Origin of the sequence: Vibrio sp. 1S139, assembly GCF_041439475.1 — a bacterium.
Classification (GTDB): Bacteria; Pseudomonadota; Gammaproteobacteria; order Enterobacterales; family Vibrionaceae; genus Vibrio; species Vibrio crassostreae_C.
This window is the reverse complement of record NZ_JBGOOD010000022.1, coordinates 12,073-30,507: the sequence shown is the minus strand read 5'-3', so window position 1 is coordinate 30,507 and position 18,435 is coordinate 12,073. Positions and strand designations below refer to the sequence as shown.

Here is an 18,435-nt window from a genome sequence, read left to right as displayed (position 1 = left end):
ACTACTATTCCTTATCACTTGAAGGAGAAAGCTTCATTAGGGCGAGGTAAATCACACCAGCGGCAAGAATGCCGTCTAACGCCGAGATGCTGGTGAACGAAAACAGGTTGAAAAACTCTGGTGCAGTACAAGCGCTGAATGCAGTACCAAATGCCCAAGAAGCCAAGCCTTTAAACATCCAAGCTGGAACTTGTTGGATGTTCTCAAAGCTCATTTTTGTCGAATCTAAAACATAATATTGAACGATGTAGACACCCGCAGCAGGCGCAATGGTTACGCTGAGTAGCATTAAGAAGTCGGTAAACTTGTTCACCATGCCGAGTTGAGCGATACCAATGCCGACGATGGTCATGATCACAACCAGAACAGGGCGCGGAATCTTAGGTAGAACCATCGACATGCATAAGCCGCCAGAGGTTAGGTTGCTACTGTTGGTGGTCCATTGTGCGAATACCAGTACTATAATGGCCGCCATGCCTAAACCTAGGGTGAAGAAGACTTCGACTAGGTCGTCGGTGCCGGTCATTTTGGTCAAGATCAATGCGATAAGAATGATGGCACTGTTGCCGACGAGGAAACCGATACCCGCTCCTAAAATCGCATCACGGCGTGTTTTGGCGTAGCGAGCAATATCAGGTGCAGCAACCGCAGCTAGAATCCAGATAGACATAACAAAAGAGATGGCTTGGCCAAGCGTCAAAGGATCTTCAATCGATGGCGCTGCGCCACCTTGATAATCAGCAGCCATAAACAAACCGATGGTAATCAACGTCACCATCAATGGAACAGAATAGGTACTGAGTTTGCCTAAAGCACGAACGCCATAGATAGCCGTCATCATCATTAACACACTGCCGCCAATAAGAGCGGTGAGGTGTGAAATTATGATGTCGTATTTCGCCAGTGCATCGACCATGATGAAAGCGAAGAAATCAGCCTGGAATGCGAACCAGCCGACTAATGAGATGCCGTTGATGAAGCCAAGAATTTTACCGCCGTTACGGCCAAATACCGCGCTGCTCACCAGCGGGGTAGACACGCCAGCTTGAAAGCCAATGTTGGCACACAGCATCGCGATGATCGCCAATAAGCCTGAACCAATAAACGTGGCAAGCAGTGCGTCTTCAAAACCAATACCGCTGCTTAGAATCGAGCCGAGAAACAGTCCCGAAATGTCGATGCCGATTGCCAACCAAATAAGGCTGATGACCCACCAAGATCGTTTGGCCTTCTCGGGAACGGGTTCCAACTCGAAGTCATCTATCTTTTTGTGGCTGTGTGTTGCTTCGGGTTTATTCACGTAAGCTTCTGCCGCCATAGTGCCATCCATGCATTGTTATTCCATAAGTGTGAATAAAGCATACTGATGTATTTATTGTTAATAAATGAATATAATCAGATGTAAACATAACAAAAAACAAATGTGAGTGGCAAAGTGAATCCAAACAATAAGTTAGATAAAAGAGACCTACGTAGATTAGAGCTTTTTTGTGAAATTGTTGAACAAGGAGGCATCAATCAGGCGGTCGCAAGCACTGGGATTAGTCAACCAGTGCTGAGTAATCAGCTTATTGCCTTGGAAAAAAGCTTAGAATTAACATTATGCCAACGTGGTCGACGTGGTTTTAAGCTGACTCATGAAGGTGAGCAAGTGTATAAATATGCGAACCAACTAAAATCGACCTTAACCGACTTCGCTTATAAGTTACGAGGTGTACAGACGGAACTCTCTGGGCATGTGCGAATTGGATGTTTGGATAACACCGTCACTTTGCCTTATAACCCACTTCCCAAAGCGATCGAGACGTTTTACCAACGCAGTAACAGTGTTGAGGTGAGTGTTGATGTCGGGGATTTCACCCAGTTGAATGAGAAGTTAGCAAAGAACCAGATTGATATGATGATAGTGGTTCTAGGGTCACATCAAAAATCAGCGTTTCAACATAAATACCCACTGTTTGAAGAGCACAGTTATCTGTATGCGCGTAAGGATCTGGCTGAGAAGATCATGGACAAGGATTTCTCATTGGATGGCTGTCGTATCAACATGGGCGGCTATGCCAAAGATGAGATGTTCCGATTACTGAATATTGAGCAGTACGATTCCGTAAAGCCTTTTGATGGCTGGCATGTCGAGTCGGGTGTAATTTTAACCTTGGCGGGCACACACCTGAGTTTTTTACCGTCTCATTTAATCGACCGTGGCCATTATGACCAAGCCTTGATTCCGCTTCAGCCCGAGAAGTGGAGCCTTAAGAGTCAGTTTTATGTGGTGTTGAAGCAACCTGTAGATTCCCTTTCCCCCGCCGCGCGTGCGTTTTTTGATGAGCTACACCAACCGGAAGCATCGGATTCAATATAGAGAACTCGTCGCTTCTCAATAGCACTTAAGATACTTTCTCATATACAAAAAATCCTCTGCCAAGACAGAGGATTTTTGCTTTTATGCTTTATGAGTGAAAACTAACGGTTCTCGAAGCGGTTGTAATCCAACAATCCGAACTCGATCGGTTGGTCTTGTTGATACCAACGATGCACGCGATCACTGAATGGCCAGAACTCGCTAGAACTGCGTCGTACCGCAAACTTATCTAGCAGCGCCACGTAGTCTTCTTCTGTGCTTAAGTTTTGCAGCGTTTTAACCAGAGTAGGAATCTCGCTCTCGGTTAATGATAGGTAAGCCGCAGGGTAGCTACCGACAACGCCTCGTACGAGGGTAAGGTCATCATTGGCGTAATCACGGTTACCTTCTTCATTAAACAAGCTAGAAATGTTGCTGTGCGCGTTATTGTGAATCATGGTGAACAGTTGCTCTTCGCCGTTTTCGCCTTCAATCATGATCATCACTAATTGAGGCACATGACGCAGGCCTTCGCCCTTTATCAAATTCACTTGGTTAAGCAGTGCTTCATTCTTCCTACCAAAACCTGTTTCAACAATCTCAAAGCGATTATCGAGAACAGGTGCGAGCTTATCTTTGATCATATCAAGCAGTTCGTGTTTCGGATCCGCCGTTTTGTAAACCACGCTGGTCGGCTGATCAAAAGGTGCAATGTTTCGCTGCAAATAGTCACTCAGTTGTGCGCTTTGGTTCTGGTACCAACTAGAGTGTTTAATGTGACGAACGTCTTTAGGAAGAAGGCTTAAGAAGTTACTCTCACCTTCAAGACGCAAGAAGTCCATGAACATGCGTGTAATCAGCTGGTGGCCAAAGTTGCCGTAAACATCGAAGCCTGCAACGAGAAGATAATGAATACGCTCTAGAAGAGCATAATCAAGAATCCACGCAGTCTTAGGTTGCGTGCCAACTAACCCTTGTACAACAGAAGCGCTATCGAAGTGTCTAAAGATGGTGAGAGCGGCATTTTGGTTGATGCCATCGCCATACCAAATTATACCGGTGTCTAGGTTCACGCCACTATCGAACCATTGGTTGGTGAAGTCTGATTTCGCATTTAGGTATCGAGCCTGTTGCTTAGAGTAACGTACCCAGTTAGTCGCTGGTACGGTGTTACTTTTTAGCTCGCTAGGTAGTTTTAAGTTTTTCTTCTGGCTAGCGTAGAAAGCGTTTATTTCTGGTAAATCGGCTTTCTCTGGATCAATGAAGAAAACCCAAAAACGGTCGTTAATTACGTTCAAGGCAAGTTGACCACGACACACAGGTCCTTTGATATAGGCCATGATGGTGTTTTGCGCGTTATCTAACATGAAGTTGAAGCGCGAGTTTACTGGCAGTGCTTCAAACGAAGTCATTGGGTTAGCTGAAACATCGATGTCGTAACTAGGTAGTTGTTTTACTTCGTAATTTACGTCGACAAACCAGGTATTCCACTTTTGTAGACGCTCTTTATTAAGTGCGAAAGGCATGTGCGTTTTGTCGACGATAGTGCCTTGTTCTGGAATCAGACGGTAGTAAACACGGTCTACTTTTGGATCGTCATAAGGGCGACGAGTCGTGATGCGCTGTACCGCTTCACCTGGTGGTGTTGCAGAGCGAACAACAGTGAAGAAGCGTGTTGGCTGAGCTAAACCAGAAAAATAGACATGAGATAAAAACAGGTGCTCGTAGATGTAACGTGCTGAAAGTTGACTCTTATTGTCACTCTTGTTTAAAAAGCTTTCGTAGACATTAACGAGCTCTTGTTCTGCATCAGTCAATGGAATGTGGTCGTTCATTAACGCGCCATTTTCCAACCAACTCATTAAAGTCGCGTATTCGGTTTTGTCTAAGTTTGGCATCCCATAAGGCATTCCCCAAGTTGGGTAATCTCTCTCGTATTGAGCGTATTCTTCAATGGTTGGGCACTGTTGGTCGCGATCGATTGAAAAGTCGAAACCTTCAAGCTGGGTTTGATCGGGCAGAGGGTGATTCTCTTTCTGGATCAACATACGAGAAACAAGACCAGCATCGAGGTTAGCCGTTGAGTTCTGCATACGCTCATTGAGGACAGGATGAAAATCCGCATCGCGCCACTCTTGCGTGGTTAAAGCATCTTCAAACAAGCGAGTAGGGGCTGATGCCGTTAAGCGGGTGCCTTGATAAACGAGTGCCTTGCTCGCGCCTCGGTCTATACCTTCCACGGAAGACATTTTGAGTTGGCAAGGGGCGTCATAACAAGCGTGACAAACCACGCATCGGTTATCAATGATGGGCTTTACTTCGTCAATGAAGTGCTGCGCTTGAGCTGAAAGAATAGGTGCTTGGCGATCGCGTACTTGTTGTTCACCAAACAGTTCGTCGAAGTTTAAACCCGCGTAGACGGCACAACCTGAGAAGACGCTAACAAAAGCTAAAATGAAGAGTTTTTTCAAATTCATACGTATTTAAATATTAGGCATTTTCTATAATTATATCGAAAATGATTGAAAATGCTCATGTTCTAACAATTTTGTAGACAAGATCTTGATGGGACGAGTGACTTGTCGATGCGCGTCACTCGCTAGTGCTCAGAAATTGGTGTTTAGACTTAGCTAGATTTAAGTCCCAAGAGCTAAAAGCTAGCAGTTAAGAGTTAAGAGTTAAGAGTTAAGAGCTAAGACTCATTGATTGACGTAACAAACAGAGAAGGGGACAGACAATCGCTCAAACTCTTTGATCCAGCGCCACTGGTTGTCTTGCAGTTTATCGCCAGGGCCTTTGACTTCAATCCAATGAAACTCATCGCCCTTGAACGCAATCAAATCCGGCATCCCAGTTCTAAATAGCTTTAAGTCACTCAATATCACTTTGAAGAGGTCTACAACCAAGGCATTTGGAATTGAAGCCATGCCATGTTCGATGAGTGCCTTAGGAAAATAATTCCAATGAACAAAGGGGTTCGCGATACCTTGCTTTTCATCGTAAGTATCAAGAAAATGGTTCAGCCCATGTTTGGATATCGTCTGAAACACGGCTTCAATCTGTTCGGCTCGCTTGTCTACGAAATCTGAATGGTACAGATCCAATGGTCGATGTTGGTAACGATTGATAAAGGCGCCTTCAACGTCTGCGAAAATGACATCCCAGAAAGCCAAACCAAACAAGCCACACAGAAAACTGTTTTCTGAAAAATAGACGTCCCAACCTTGGTTCTCAAAATGCTGCTTTACCGCAAGCTCGACTCGAGTTTGGCTGAGGTCTAATTCCAGTTTTAACTCTTTGCAGCTCGGCTTTATGGTTCGTGAAACTTTGTGCCCCTGTTTCCGTAGCAGCCGGTCTTCAAGCTTAATAGCGATTTCCAACTCTGACACATCCGATGGAGTAGCTTTCATTTGCGTGACAATGTCACACATTAAGTCTAGCGTACCTTGCTTATCATAGATGCGTGCAAGTCGTTCTCTGCTCGGAGGAAGTGTAGATTGTCTGAACCAAAAGATTGCTTGGTCGTTTAGATTAAGCCTTTCAAGATCGCGAGCAACATCATTGATCAAACGCGATCGTTTTCTGGTAATACTTCTGTGTTCTGATTCTTCAGGAATCGCATTTAAAATCAGTTCCAGAAACTCGCCATCTTTGCGGTCACCTTCTGAATACAAGCGTTGAATATCGCGCATCTGGATTAATTGATTGAGCTGATCCCTAGAGGTGAAGAAGCGGCGTTGCTTGCTTAATGGGTAGTTCTCAAAGGTGTTTAGCCCAAGGTCGCTTAACACGAACTGACTTAAGTCTTGATAGGTGTTGGCAAAGAACAGCAACAGTAATACATCAATCACTTGAGATTCGATGACGTAAATACAGTCGAAAGAGAGGTTTTGAAATTGATCAAAAGGTTGCTGATCAAGCCGTAACAACAGCTCGTCTTTCTTGGCATTTCTATGGCTCTTAAGGGCGGGGAATACACTCAACAGCTCTGGTTTGGTGAGCAAGTGCAACCCGAGCTCGACCTCACTAATGGCGAGGTCATGCTGTTCTTCGGGATGACTCAACCCAATGAAGCCTGAGCTGTTTAGCTCTTGCAGTTCGGTCTTTAGATCTGGGATCTCAACATAGTTGAGTTTATCGCTGCGAAACCAACGGCCTTTACGAGAAAGCAAACGAACCATTAGGCATTGGCTTGAAACAGAAAGACGTTTGTATGCGGACAACCAACGACATTCATCATCACTCAGAAGATCGGGGTAGAGCGTTTGAGCGTGTTCAACCAGTCGATTGAAGTTGTCGAGATAATAAGTGGGGGAGAGCTGAAGAGTGGTTTCGGTCGTCAATGGAGAAGTCGCTTGATACAAAAAGAGCCTAACCCTAAGGTTAAGCTCTTCAGTAACAAATTCAATCTTTTCTGTTGGTTAAGCTTGTGATGCTTTTAGTTCTGCAATTTTAGCTTCAGAGATTGGTTTAGTGATGATTGCTAGAACAATACACACTGCCATCATAACTGCAGAGATTGTGTAAGCTAGGCCGTAACCTTCGCCGTTTGACATTGAGAAGCCAACAACTGCTGCACCGATAGCGCCGCCGATACCCCATGCCGTGTAAAGCACGCCGTAGTTAGTACCGTAGTTTTTCAGGCCGTAGAACTCAGCAGTTAGTGTTGGGAATACTGCTAGAAGCGTACCGTAACCAACCGCTGCGATAGCCGTACCAATGATTAGCGTGAATTCAGAGTTGAACGTAGCGAATAGAGCCATGTTCGCGCCTTGAAGGATGAACGCTAGAAGTAGAGTACGTACGCCACCGATTTTATCTGCAAGCATACCCGCAGCAACACGGCCGCCTGAGTTGAATACTGCAAGGATAGACGCTAGGTAAACTGCGTTTGGCAGGTTAGCTTGAACGCTAGCAATTGTAGTGATGTTACCGATGATCATTAGACCAACAGATGCAGCGAATGCGTACATGATCCATAGAGAGTAGAACTGAGGAGTCTTCAGCATTACTTTCCAAGTAAGGTCTTCAGTCTTCTTAACCGCTTTAGGAGCTTGGCCTGCTTTTACTTTAGGCTCAGCTGGCGTGTAATCCGCTGGTGGGTTGTTGATTGTTGCTGCTAGAGGTACTGCGATTGCAAGTACACCAACACCAAGAATCATAAAGCTAGTTTGGATACCCATGCTGTCGATTAGCGCAGAAGTTACTGGTGCTAGGTAAATAGCCGCAAGACCGAAGCCTGCTGCGATAAGACCGTTAACCATACCTTTCTTAGAAGAGTGGAACCACTTCATTGCTGATGGAGACAGACATGCGTAACCGAAGCCGATACCTGCACCTGTTATAATACCGAACGTGATGTTCAGCATCATAGGCGTTGTAGCGAAACCAGAAGCAATCATACCTAGGCCTGTAAGCGCTGTACCTAGGATAAGGATCTTACGTGGACCCATACGGTCTTGTAGGATGCCCGCAACAAGAAGACAAACAGAGAATGTGATAGTTGCAATAGCGTAAGGTGAAGATGCTTCAGCAGCACTCCAACCAGCTTCAGTTACTAGCGCTTTGTTAAATACACTCCAAGCATACAGGATGCCAAGACAAAGGTTGATACAGAAGCCTGCTAGCAGGATACGTGTTGCTTTATCAATCTTGCTCATTTTTATTCTCAGTTTTGTCATCGGTTAGTGGAGAGCCACTTAACTAAAGACGGGTTATTGTGATTGTTTCTTCAAAATTAGTTTGCGTTTATCAACAGATAGCGCAAAAGAGCGCGGATTATAACCAATTAAAATGTGATTGGAATCTCTTTTTCCATTTTTGGTAAATTAAATTCAATTTGTTAATAAGTTGTTTTTCATTGGTTTTTGAAATGTTTTTAACACCTCTCTATTTTGTTCTTTTTCGCTCTGTCTTCTTATTATTTCAGGGATTTTGAGGTGATGGTTTTTGAATAGACGCGTATTGCGTGCGGATATCACAGAGTTACAAATAATTTTAATTAATTTCCAAGGTTAAATTTGTGTAACAAAATAAATCGTAACAGCGCTTTGTTCATATGAGACAAGGAGTAACGGAGTTTTATTAAAAACAGAATGTTAAGCAATTGTTAAGGGTGATTTTTGTTAGTACTTTTGCTTACATTTTGTTCGATTGGAGGGGTTGTGTTGTCCGTAAAAAGTGGGAAAATAGTATGCAAACTGAGATTCCAAATTTGAAAGGATGCGTTTCCAACTTATGGTGAGGCGAGTATTATGAAACTGTTTTTAATTTTATTGATGTCAATTTCTGGTGGTGTAGCGGCAGCTGACCATATTCACTCTTTCCTATTCGGCTTCTATGTTGCGGCTCTAGCAGTTGGTAGTTGCTACTGGCTTGCATTCCGCAGTACGCGTTTCCCACAGTTGGCATTAGTGCTATTGATGTGTGGCTTTTTTACGAAAATTGCAGTGACTGTTATCGGTGTTTCTTGGGGTATCTCGAACGATATCATTCAATCGCCGTTCATTTTCTCATTGTCATACCTGTTCTTCTTAGTGGTTGTGTCTTACGTTTGGTTTGCATACCGCGATAAATTGACGCTAAAACAACGCGCTAAGAAGGTAGAAGAGTCTCGCAAGCAAGCGGCAGCATAATTCGATTTGATTCTTAAAAAGCCTTCTTCGGAAGGCTTTTTTGATCCTGCCTACCTGAACTCTATTATTTGGTTATGACGGCAGATAAAAGAAACCCCAGTATGGTGACATACTGGGGTTACTTGTTATGTATCTATTATCTAGCAGTTACCATCTACCAAAGACTACTCTGAAGGTGTGTTATTTCTTCATCATCTTAGCGAGATCGGCGAACGGGTTGTGTGTCGCTGACTGATGATCATCTAAACTCGCTTTTGCATCCACACCATAACGCTCATGGTCAGTGTATTTTGAATGCTCATGATCGTGACAGTACAGGCACAGTAGCTCCCAGTTGCTGCCATCTTCAGGGTTGTTTGTATGGTCGTGATCCACGTGGTGAACGGTAAGCTCTCGGAGGTTTGAGTAAACAAATTCGCGCGCACATTTACCACAAACCCAAGGGTACAGTTTTAGTGCTTTTTCGCGGTAGCCTTTCTCTTGGCGAGCATACGCTGCACTCGAACCTGTGAAATCAGAAGACATTGCCAAATCCTTATCAATTGTAATACCCCGATTTTATCACAGCTTTCTTGAAGCTGTCGGTATGTCGTTCGTAAAATCATTGCTAAATGATGCAGTGGACTTATCGATATTAGATTGAAGTTTGAATACAGACTTACCTTCTACACACTAACGCTTAAGCGGGTTATGTCTTTCTGGAATAAGCCATGCTTAACAGTTTGAAAATAAATCGTATTCAGGGGTTTTAACCGCAGGCATGTGACCTAATATCAGTTTGTGAGACCCTATATTAATAAGGAAATATCATGTCAGAACAATACACTCCGCCAAAAGTTTGGGTTAACGATACTGCTGGTGGTAACAAGTGGGCAAACATCAATAGTCCTGAATCTGGAGCTCGCTTTGATAAAGAGCTTCCTGTTGGTGACCATGCTTTTCAATTGTATTCTCTTGGCACACCTAACGGTCAAAAAGTCACTATCTTGCTGGAAGAGTTGTTAGCGGCGGGTGTTAAAGAAGCTGAATATGATGCGTACTTGATCAACATTGGTGAGGCTGATCAGTTCTCTTCTGGCTTTGTTGGCGTGAATCCAAACTCCAAAATACCAGCACTTGTCGACAAGTCTGGTGACGAAGACGTGAATGTATTCGAATCGGCATCTATCTTGATGCATCTAGCAGAAAAATTTGGTCACTTCTTACCAAAAAAAGGGGCAGCAAGAACACAAACCATTAACTGGTTGTTCTGGGCACAAGGTTCTGCGCCATTCCTAGGTGGTGGTTTTGGTCACTTCTACGCTTACGCGGATGAAAAGCAAGAGTACCCAATTAACCGCTTCGCAATGGAAGCTAAGCGTCAACTAGATGTGTTAGACAAGCAACTTGCTAACAGCACTTTCGTTGCGGGTGAAGAGCTGTCTATTGCAGATATCGCGATTTGGCCTTGGTACGGTAACTTAGTACTTGGCAAAATTTACGACGCAGCCGAATTTCTACAAGTTGAGTCTTACACCAACGTTGTGCGCTGGGCGAAGCAACTAGAAGCGCGCGAAGGCTTCCAACGCGGCCGAGTGGTTAACCGTTCATTTGGCGAAGAGTGGGAGCAAGTACCAGAGCGCCACTCTGCGGAAGACATTGATCGAGTTTTAAAGCTACGCCCGTAGTGATTTTAAAACGATAGTCGACACCAGTATCCCTAGAGTTTGTTTTAGCGGCCAACGTTAACTCAAACTCTAGTTTTTTGTTCCATCGAATCATTCCTTCCTTATATCAGTCTTTCGATAAATACCGTTACTATTCGCTTTCACTTGTCAATTGCTGTTTTTGTTTATGTGGTTGAATATTAATGGCTTTTGCCCTATTTAATGCCCTGTTATTAGAGTTATTTCATACTTTGTTACATTTCAACGATTAACTATTTATTGTAATGTTATAGCATAACAATAAGTTAATTGGTGATGTATCTTAGAAAGGAAAAAGTTGTGAATAAAAAATTGGTTTCTCTAGCGGTTGGTAGCATTCTCGTTTCCCCTGTTTTTGCCGACACGTTGTCGAACCCTCAAATTGGTGTCGTTCTTGATGGGTATTATCAAGACGGTCAACGTAATAACTCAGAGCGCGGCGAAGGCTTTGGTCTTGGTCATACAGAACTGAACATGTCTGCGAATATCGATGATAAGTTTTATGGCTCTTTGACTACGGTTATTGAAACTCACGATGATGAGACTGAATTACTGCTCGAAGAAGCTTTCATTGAAACACTGACGATGCCTTACGGTTTAAGCATTCGAGGTGGTCGTTTCTTGTCTGATTTCGGCTACCTAAATAACCAACATATGCATACCGATAGCTTTGTTGAGCGTCCTGCTGCTTACCGTACATTTTTAGGCTCTCATTATTACGATGATGGTGTTCGTGCAAACATCGTTCTTCCTACAGATCTGTATGTGAAGTTCGGTGTTGAAGCGCTAAGTGGTAGTAAGATGTCGTCTGTTGATGATGGCTCTGACGTTGGTGTTTACACTACAACTCTTAAGCTAGGTGACGACTTTTCAGAGTCATCAAGCTGGCAGTTTGGTTTGAGCTACTTACGAAATGAAAACGGTAAAGTTCGTGAGTTTGGAGAGCATGATCACGGGCATGACCACGACCACGATCATAGCCACGGCGCGGCGGTAACGGGCTCAAACTTATACGGTGCTGACTTTGTATGGAAGTGGGCTCCAAACGGTAACTACAAATACCAAAACTTCACGCTTGCTGCTGAATACATGTTGTTAGATGGCATCGTCGATGACAAATTCAAAAATGACGCAGAATCACCAGATACACTAGCAGGCTACTATGTCTCGGGTGTCTACCGATTTAGCCCAAGCTGGTCTGCTGGCCTGCGTTACGGTGAAGCAGAAAGCTATGATGGACACGCACATGGTGACCACATGCACTTTACTGCAATGAACGACAAAGAAGCAGATGCAATGATCGCTTGGGATTCATCTCATTTTGGTACAGTTAGAGCGCAATACTCTCGCGTTGAAAACCAAAGTAAAGAGACAGATAACGTATTTACCCTTCAGTATGTGATGACCTTTGGGGCGCACGGTGCTCATGCATTCTAGGAAACTCCTACTTACAATGGCAACAGGTGTTGCCATTGTATCCTCATCTATAATGGCATCTTCGTCTGCAATGGCGTTGAATATTTTCGTTTGTGAGCCTGAATGGCAAGCTCTTGTTCATAGTCACGCTCCTGATGCCAACATCTATTCGGCGACTACGGCTAAGCAAGACCCGCACTATGTTCAAGCAAGACCATCACTTATTGCCAAAATGCGTCAAGCAGATATGGCAATGTGTTCAGGGTCTGAATTAGAAGTAGGCTGGTTACCAATGCTGCAAGTACGCAGTGGTAATCCTGCGGTTCAAGATAGCGCGCCCACCATGTTATACGCGAGCGATATGGTAGGTATGCTTGATACCCATGACCATGTCGATCGAAGCATGGGAGACATCCATGCTCACGGAAACCCACATGTTCAGTTTGCTGCTGAATATATGATTCCTATATCGAGAGAAGTTACCAAGCGTTTACAACTGCTTGATCCTGACAATGCACATATCTACATGCGAAATGGCATAAAGTTTCGTGCCAACTGGCGTAATAAATTGGCAGAGTGGGAAACGAAAGCAGAGCTGTTACAAGGTAAAAAAGTGGTCGGGTATCATGCTACATATCGTTACCTCTTTGACTGGTTAGATATGGCGAAAATTGCTGATTTAGAACCTAAGCCTGGGATATCACCGACTACGTCACATTTACAGTCATTGACCAAGTTGGATCCTGCTTCGTTTGATGCGATTGTGTATTCATCACACCAAGACCAACGTCCTGCTAATTGGCTTAACCAGCAAATCAACAAGCCTACGATACAGCTACCATTGACGGTTACAGAAGGTCAGAGCCTTGACCAAATGTACGATCAAGTCATTGATGAATTGCTTAGAACGCTCGTTAACCCAGACACATCAACGAGATCATAATGTTGAATGAATATGGTTGGTTGGCACCTGCGGTATTGTGTGGATTAATTGCATTAGTCGGCAACATTGTGCTTGGGGAGCAAGTCCTCAAGCGCCAGATCATCTTTATTGATCTCGCTGTTGCGCAAGTGGCTGCCCTTGGCGCCGCTTTGAGTCACTATTGGTTGAGCCGATATGCACAGTTTAGCGGCTCTTGGTTTGCAGAGATGATTGGCCCGTGGGTCATGTCATTGTTGCTATGCGGATTAATTGCGTTAATGGAAAAGCGTTACAAACAACACTTAGAACCAATGATAGGAAGTTTGTTTGTGGTATCGGCTTCATTAGCGATTCTATTGGTCAGCAAAGATCCTCATGGCGCCGATTTTATTCAAGGCATTCTCAACGGGCAGCTATTGTGGTCTACCTGGGATGATGTCTGGCCATTGGCAATAATCACGACCGCGATGTTGGTGTTGATTAGCGTAAAGCCTGAATTTATGCAGGGAAGTGGCTTTTATCTTATCTTCGCTATTTTGATGCCGATCACCGTAAAGCTGACTGGGATATATTTGGAGTTTGCGTTACTGGTGATACCTGCGTTATGTGCAGCTGCGTATAAAGGCGTTCGCTTCTTTATCGCGAGTATCGGGATTGGCACTATCGGTATTTTATCGGGCTTAGCAGTGTCGGCTTATTACGATTTGCCAAGTGGCGCCAGCATTGTCATCACACTGTTTTTGGTGGGGGTGATGTTTAATATTGTGATGAAGTTGATTAGAAGCACTTGTACTGATAGTTCGACACGAGCTTGTGGTTAGGAAAAGGCCTCTAAGGTTTAACTTGGAGGCAACGAACCTGACGTTAACAAGACCATGGCGCTTTCTCTGTTTAGAACCGATAGCGCTGGCATATTATATTTAGATTTAGCTATTAAAGGCGGTTTAGGTATAAAATCGCGACATCATAATTCTAAAGGATGGTGCCATGTACCACGGTCATATCTATTTCCCTCTGCGATTTGCAGAGCAAGCAGAAACACTGCGTCAGAAAATTTTAGCGGAACGTAAAGATGTATTAGAGGTTTTCCCATTAATACAGCGTTTGGTTGGTCCACATAAGATGCCAATGTTTGAGATTCACTTTGCGAACAAAGAGTCGGGCATTGTTGAATGGCTTGAGCAAGAACGCGGTGATATGTCGGTGCTTATTCACCCTGTAACTGGCGGTGAAGAAACTTTGGATCACACAGTACGAGCGATCTGGCTTGGTCGTGAATTGGGTGTCTTTGAAGAAACGCTTACTAGCTAATCAAATATACCAATATTGCACTTAACTCATTCCGACCGGAAAATACATGAACAATAAAAAGGCTCCTCAAATGAGGAGCCTTTGTTTTAAGGAGCCGTTTTACCAAGAAACCGGTTATCAAGAGCCTCTGGTTATCGGGCTGAACCGTTAACCAGAGTAGGGGGATTAAGCCTCTGCAGTTACCTTAGAGTCACTCATCTTTTTAAGAGCCGCGTAACCAAAGCCTGTTACCGCTGTACCTGCTGCAATCGCCAATAGGTACATTAGAACTGGAGAGATAGCACCAGGAATCAGTAGTACGAATAGACCGCCGTGTGGAGCCATTAGCTGAGCACCAAACATCATTGATAGAGCGCCAGTTAGTGCGCCACCTGCCATACAAGCTGGGATAACACGCATTGGATCTTTCGCTGCGAATGGGATTGCACCTTCAGAGATGAAACATAGGCCAAGAACGAATGATGCTTTACCTGCTTCACGCTCGCCTGCTTCAAACTTGTCTTTCACTAGGAAAGTCGCAAGGCCCATACCTAGAGCTGGAACCATACCTGCTGCCATGATTGCAGCCATTGGTGCGTAAGTTTGCGAAGCCAGTAGACCAACACCGAATGTGTAAGCGGCTTTGTTTACCGGACCACCAAGGTCGAAACACATCATTGCGCCTAGAATCACACCTAGAAGAATCGCATTAGACGTACCCATGTTGTTTAGGAAAGTTGTCATCGCGCTCATCACGCCAGAAACAGGACCACCTACGATGTAAACCATCACAAGACCAGTGAACAAACTCGCGATAAACGGAATGATCAGGATTGGCTTGAGGGCTTCCATTGACTGTGGAAGTTGAACCTTGTCGGCAATGAGTTTTGCAGAGTAACCTGCAATGAAACCTGCCGCGATACCACCTAGGAAACCTGCGCCCGTTGAGCTAGCCAGCATACCGCCGATTAGACCTGGAGCCAGACCCGGACGGTCAGCAATTGAGAATGCAATGAAACCAGCAAGAACAGGAATCATCAGAGCGAATGCAGAGCCACCACCGATAGTCATCAGTGCAGCGGCCAGCGTGCCTTCTTCTTTAAACGCTTCGATACCGAATACGAAAGAAAGAGCAATGATCAAACCACCTGCAACTACCACTGGAAGCATGTGAGAAACCCCCGTCATTAGGTGCTTGTACACGCCTTTCTTCTCGTCAGCAGGTGCTGAATTTGAAGAAGCAGTGTGTTGGTATGGTTTAGCTTCTGCGAATGCTTTTTCCATCTCTTGCTTTGTTTTCTTCAAAGCAGGGCTTGTTGTGGTTTTGTATAGCGCTTTGCCGTTAAAACGATCCAGAGGAACATCGATATCTGCTGCGATGATAACTAGATCAGCGTCTGCGATTTCTTGGTCTGTCAGTTGGTTTTTTGCACCTACAGAGCCGCGAGTTTCTACTTTGATTTGGTGACCTAGGCGTTTGCCTTCAGCTTCAAGCGCTTCAGCGGCCATAAAGGTATGTGCAACACCCGTTGGGCAAGCCGTAATCGCTACGATCTTTTTGCTACCTGTAGCAGGTGACGTACCAGTCACTTCAACAGCGCTTTCAACTTGTGAAGCGTCTAATACTGTTGCTTCTGCTACCGCTTTCTCTAGGAATGCTTTTGCATCAGCAGTGCATTCAGAGATAGCCGCTTGGTATACTTTCTTGTCGACAAAGCGCGCTTTATCAACGTTGGTGTTGGCTGCGATAACCACAACGTCGCTGCTGTCGATAGCGTCTTGCGATACGGTTGAATCAGGTAACACGCTTGATTGACATTCAATAGCGGCGTTCCAACCCAGTGCTTTTGTCGCTTGCTCTAACAAGCCTGCTGCGATGATGCTGTTTGCTACGCCACTAGGGCAAGCTGTGATAATGGTAATATTCATAATAAACCTTTTGTCCTATTTGCTTGTGTCTAACTGGCTAGTTGGAGCACTAAGCGACTGTAATTGGATATTTTGTAGTACTGAATCCAGCTCTTGTTGGCTGGTGATGCCCACGCCTACCTGTGAAACTGCTAGAGCAGATAGGGCGGTTGCGAATTTAATAAGTTCTGGTTTCGGCATCTGTTGCATGTGACCCCAACATAGGCCAGCAACTAAGGTGTCGCCTGCGCCTACTGTGCTCACTACTTGCATACGCGGCGGTTGAGCATGTAACCATTCACCTTGGTTAAGCCACATCACGCCTTCTGCGCCAAGTGACACCACTATGTTCTCAATACCTTTTTCATTTAGGGCTTGGCCCGCGTGTTGGCATTGGTCACGAGTTGTCAGCTCTGCATTGAACAGCTGAGACAGCTCTTCATCGTTTGGTTTGATTAACCATGGTTGTGCATTGATACCGGCTTTAAGTGCGTCACGGCTGCTATCAAATAGAACCTTCTTACCTAAATCGTGTAAGCGTTGAACCCAAGAAGCGCAAAGCTCAGGAGAGATGCCTTGTGGCAAGCTGCCTGCAATCACGAAGTAATCGTGGGTTTCAGCAAGTTCTAATAGGGTTTCTTCGAACGCTTTAATCGCGTCAGCGTCAACAGGAACACCTGGGAAGTTGATGTCGCTTACTTGGCCTGAATTCTCTACCAATTTCACGTTAATGCGAGTTGCGCCATCAACACGGATGAAGCGGTCAGCTGCGCCCATCTGTTCAAACAGTTGGCAGAACGCTTCTTCGTTATTGCGACCAAGGAAACCTGTTACGGTCACTTTCGCGCCAAGCTCTGAAAGAACTTTTGCGACGTTTACGCCTTTGCCCGCTGCGTGCAAAGAGCCTTTGTTTACTAGGCTCACTGAACCCACGTTAAGTGCGTCGATAGCACCTGTCAGGTCTAGAGCAGGGTTAAGCGTTACAGTAACGGCTTTGATTTGTTTATCAGACATATCGACTCCTTAACCTTCGCCAAGGCCTGAAGCGATAGCTTTGCCAATCGATTCAAGTGCTTGTGCTGCGTCTTCACCTTCAGCAACAAACTGAAGCTGGTGGCCGTGTTTAACGCCAAGAGCGATCACTTTCATCAAGCTCTTCGCGTTCACTTCTTTTCCGTCGCCATCTAGGTTTGACACGCGGATTGTTGATTCAAACTTCTTCGCTTCAGCGACTAGCATTGCGCCCGGACGAGCGTGCAGGCCGTGTGCGTTTTTGATTTTGAATACTGCGCAGTTGTCATCGTCTTGAGACGCTGTAGAAACCGCTTCACCTTTCAGAAGGCCAATCACTTGCGCTGCGTCAGCTGTTAACAGTTGTTGCTGTTTACCTTCGAAAACCATCTTGCTTAGGTTTGCCAGAATAGATTGGTGCGCGCTGTTACAAGCTGCGAATGCGACTAATGCTTTCACTGGTGTGCCTTCGTATTCACAATGGTTCGCTGTTGAAACGAAAGATACGCCAGTGCGTGTTACGCCTTTGTCGCTGCCCAACAACCACAGGCCTTGGCCTAGGTGAGTTGGTGTTTTTGTTACTAGGTCAGCAACGAATGCGTTGTCTGTGCAACCTGTGTTCTTAAGTAGGCCACCCGCAACGGCAGACATTTGAATCATGTCGCTCGCAGGGAACAGTAGCTGAACTAAAGAAGCGTCTAGGTCGGCTTCTAGCTGAACTTCGCCGTTAAGTAGGGCGATGATTTCGTCTTCTGATTTAGCTTGCTTTAATTTCTCTTCAACACCGTCTGCCGCTAGAACCTTTGTTAGTTGCTTAAGAATGCCTAAGTGCTCGTCAGATTTCGCTGCAATACCAATTGCTACGTAAACACGGTTGCCGTCTGCCCAATCAATACCTTCAGGGAAGTGGTGTACCGCAACGCCTGTCTCTTTTACTAGGCCACGAGTATCCGTTGTTCCGTGAGGAATCGCGATGCCGTTACCTAAGAACGTAGAGTTCTGGTTTTCACGGTTCAGCATTCCTTCAACGTAACCAGAGTCAACTAAACCTTTAGCTGTCAGGTCGCCAGCAATGTTTTGGATTGCTTTGAATTTGTCTTCGGCAGTTTGGCCTAGAGTGATGTCAGATTTTGATAATTTAAGCATGGTGCCTCTTTAGCGTATCGCTTGAGAATTTGTGTATCGCTACGATTCAGTCTAGAGCAATATTTGCCCGCTGCTTTATGC

Annotated in this window: 15 protein-coding genes; 7 read left to right on the top strand and 8 right to left on the bottom strand. The window is 44.9% G+C overall.

Features of this window, described 5'->3' with window-relative positions; all coding sequences use genetic code 11:
- Nucleotides 1–4: 4 nt before the first annotated feature.
- Nucleotides 5–1,330, bottom strand: coding sequence for a cytosine permease (locus ACED46_RS09605; RefSeq protein WP_017064775.1), 1,326 nt, complete (start codon nucleotides 1,328–1,330; stop codon nucleotides 5–7).
- Between the two features lie 93 nt (nucleotides 1,331–1,423).
- On the opposite strand from ACED46_RS09605, the gene ACED46_RS09600 reads away from it, so the two are divergent.
- Entirely contained in the window at nucleotides 1,424–2,362 is a 939-nt protein-coding gene (locus ACED46_RS09600) for a LysR family transcriptional regulator (RefSeq protein ID WP_017071124.1), read from the top strand.
- Between the two features lie 101 nt (nucleotides 2,363–2,463).
- Here ACED46_RS09600 and ACED46_RS09595 read toward each other — a convergent pair whose 3' ends face one another.
- From ACED46_RS09595 to ACED46_RS09585, 3 genes are all read right to left on the bottom strand, one after another.
- On the bottom strand, nucleotides 2,464–4,818 hold the full coding sequence (locus ACED46_RS09595; RefSeq protein ID WP_371721348.1) for a fatty acid cis/trans isomerase: 2,355 nt from the start codon (nucleotides 4,816–4,818) through the stop codon (nucleotides 2,464–2,466).
- Nucleotides 4,819–5,040: 222 nt separating this feature from the next.
- A complete protein-coding gene (locus ACED46_RS09590; protein WP_371721347.1) occupies nucleotides 5,041–6,705 on the bottom strand; it encodes a VRR-NUC domain-containing protein in 1,665 nt (554 codons plus the stop codon).
- Between the two features lie 57 nt (nucleotides 6,706–6,762).
- The gene (locus ACED46_RS09585; protein WP_371721346.1) at nucleotides 6,763–8,001 is read right to left on the bottom strand and encodes an OFA family MFS transporter; all 1,239 of its coding nucleotides are present in this window, start codon (nucleotides 7,999–8,001) and stop codon (nucleotides 6,763–6,765) included.
- Nucleotides 8,002–8,595: 594 nt separating this feature from the next.
- Between ACED46_RS09585 and ACED46_RS09580 the strand changes: the two genes are divergently transcribed.
- A complete protein-coding gene (locus ACED46_RS09580; protein ID WP_371721345.1) occupies nucleotides 8,596–8,976 on the top strand; it encodes an NADH:ubiquinone oxidoreductase in 381 nt (126 codons plus the stop codon).
- A 180-nt stretch (nucleotides 8,977–9,156) separates the two neighbouring features.
- Here ACED46_RS09580 and ACED46_RS09575 read toward each other — a convergent pair whose 3' ends face one another.
- Nucleotides 9,157–9,501: a YajD family HNH nuclease gene (locus tag ACED46_RS09575; RefSeq protein ID WP_017060876.1), complete on the bottom strand. Its 345-nt coding sequence runs from the start codon at nucleotides 9,499–9,501 to the stop codon at nucleotides 9,157–9,159.
- Nucleotides 9,502–9,785: 284 nt separating this feature from the next.
- Here ACED46_RS09575 and yghU point away from each other — a divergent pair, with 284 nt between their 5' ends.
- From yghU to ACED46_RS09550, 5 genes are all read left to right on the top strand, one after another.
- On the top strand, nucleotides 9,786–10,643 hold the full coding sequence (gene yghU / locus ACED46_RS09570) for a glutathione-dependent disulfide-bond oxidoreductase (protein WP_017067033.1): 858 nt from the start codon (nucleotides 9,786–9,788) through the stop codon (nucleotides 10,641–10,643).
- Nucleotides 10,644–10,961: 318 nt separating this feature from the next.
- Entirely contained in the window at nucleotides 10,962–12,098 is a 1,137-nt protein-coding gene (locus ACED46_RS09565; protein WP_081089983.1) for a hypothetical protein, read from the top strand.
- A gap of 16 nt (nucleotides 12,099–12,114) precedes the next feature.
- A complete protein-coding gene (locus ACED46_RS09560; protein WP_371721344.1) occupies nucleotides 12,115–13,020 on the top strand; it encodes a metal ABC transporter solute-binding protein, Zn/Mn family in 906 nt (301 codons plus the stop codon).
- A gap of 2 nt (nucleotides 13,021–13,022) precedes the next feature.
- Nucleotides 13,023–13,820 carry a metal ABC transporter permease gene (locus tag ACED46_RS09555; RefSeq protein ID WP_216606112.1) on the top strand — a complete coding sequence of 266 codons (798 nt, stop codon included), beginning with the start codon at nucleotides 13,023–13,025 and terminating at the stop codon, nucleotides 13,818–13,820.
- 166 nt (nucleotides 13,821–13,986) lie between these two features.
- On the top strand, nucleotides 13,987–14,310 hold the full coding sequence (locus ACED46_RS09550; protein ID WP_017060873.1) for a DOPA 4,5-dioxygenase family protein: 324 nt from the start codon (nucleotides 13,987–13,989) through the stop codon (nucleotides 14,308–14,310).
- Nucleotides 14,311–14,475: 165 nt separating this feature from the next.
- Here ACED46_RS09550 and fruA read toward each other — a convergent pair whose 3' ends face one another.
- The 3 genes from fruA to fruB are packed head-to-tail and all read right to left on the bottom strand — an operon-like array spanning nucleotide 14,476 to nucleotide 18,354.
- On the bottom strand, nucleotides 14,476–16,218 hold the full coding sequence (fruA, locus tag ACED46_RS09545) for a PTS fructose transporter subunit IIBC (RefSeq protein ID WP_371721343.1): 1,743 nt from the start codon (nucleotides 16,216–16,218) through the stop codon (nucleotides 14,476–14,478).
- A 15-nt stretch (nucleotides 16,219–16,233) separates the two neighbouring features.
- Nucleotides 16,234–17,211, bottom strand: coding sequence for a 1-phosphofructokinase (gene pfkB / locus ACED46_RS09540; protein ID WP_065584602.1), 978 nt, complete (start codon nucleotides 17,209–17,211; stop codon nucleotides 16,234–16,236).
- Between the two features lie 9 nt (nucleotides 17,212–17,220).
- Nucleotides 17,221–18,354 carry a fused PTS fructose transporter subunit IIA/HPr protein gene (gene fruB / locus ACED46_RS09535; RefSeq protein WP_048608700.1) on the bottom strand — a complete coding sequence of 378 codons (1,134 nt, stop codon included), beginning with the start codon at nucleotides 18,352–18,354 and terminating at the stop codon, nucleotides 17,221–17,223.
- Nucleotides 18,355–18,435 lie beyond the last annotated feature (81 nt).

Bases quoted from the DNA above. Each gene is read 5' to 3' on its own strand.
- ACED46_RS09560 (WP_371721344.1), top strand. From the start codon at position 12,115: ATGGCAACAGGTGTTGCCATTGTATCCTCATCTATAATGGCATCTTCG.
- ACED46_RS09585 (WP_371721346.1), bottom strand. From the start codon at position 8,001: ATGAGCAAGATTGATAAAGCAACACGTATCCTGCTAGCAGGCTTCTGT.
- yghU (WP_017067033.1), top strand. From the start codon at position 9,786: ATGTCAGAACAATACACTCCGCCAAAAGTTTGGGTTAACGATACTGCT.
- fruA (WP_371721343.1), bottom strand. From the start codon at position 16,218: ATGAATATTACCATTATCACAGCTTGCCCTAGTGGCGTAGCAAACAGC.
- ACED46_RS09575 (WP_017060876.1), bottom strand. From the start codon at position 9,501: ATGTCTTCTGATTTCACAGGTTCGAGTGCAGCGTATGCTCGCCAAGAG.
- ACED46_RS09595 (WP_371721348.1), bottom strand. From the start codon at position 4,818: ATGAATTTGAAAAAACTCTTCATTTTAGCTTTTGTTAGCGTCTTCTCA.
- pfkB (WP_065584602.1), bottom strand. From the start codon at position 17,211: ATGTCTGATAAACAAATCAAAGCCGTTACTGTAACGCTTAACCCTGCT.
- ACED46_RS09550 (WP_017060873.1), top strand. From the start codon at position 13,987: ATGTACCACGGTCATATCTATTTCCCTCTGCGATTTGCAGAGCAAGCA.
- ACED46_RS09580 (WP_371721345.1), top strand. From the start codon at position 8,596: ATGAAACTGTTTTTAATTTTATTGATGTCAATTTCTGGTGGTGTAGCG.
- fruB (WP_048608700.1), bottom strand. From the start codon at position 18,354: ATGCTTAAATTATCAAAATCTGACATCACTCTAGGCCAAACTGCCGAA.
- ACED46_RS09605 (WP_017064775.1), bottom strand. From the start codon at position 1,330: ATGGATGGCACTATGGCGGCAGAAGCTTACGTGAATAAACCCGAAGCA.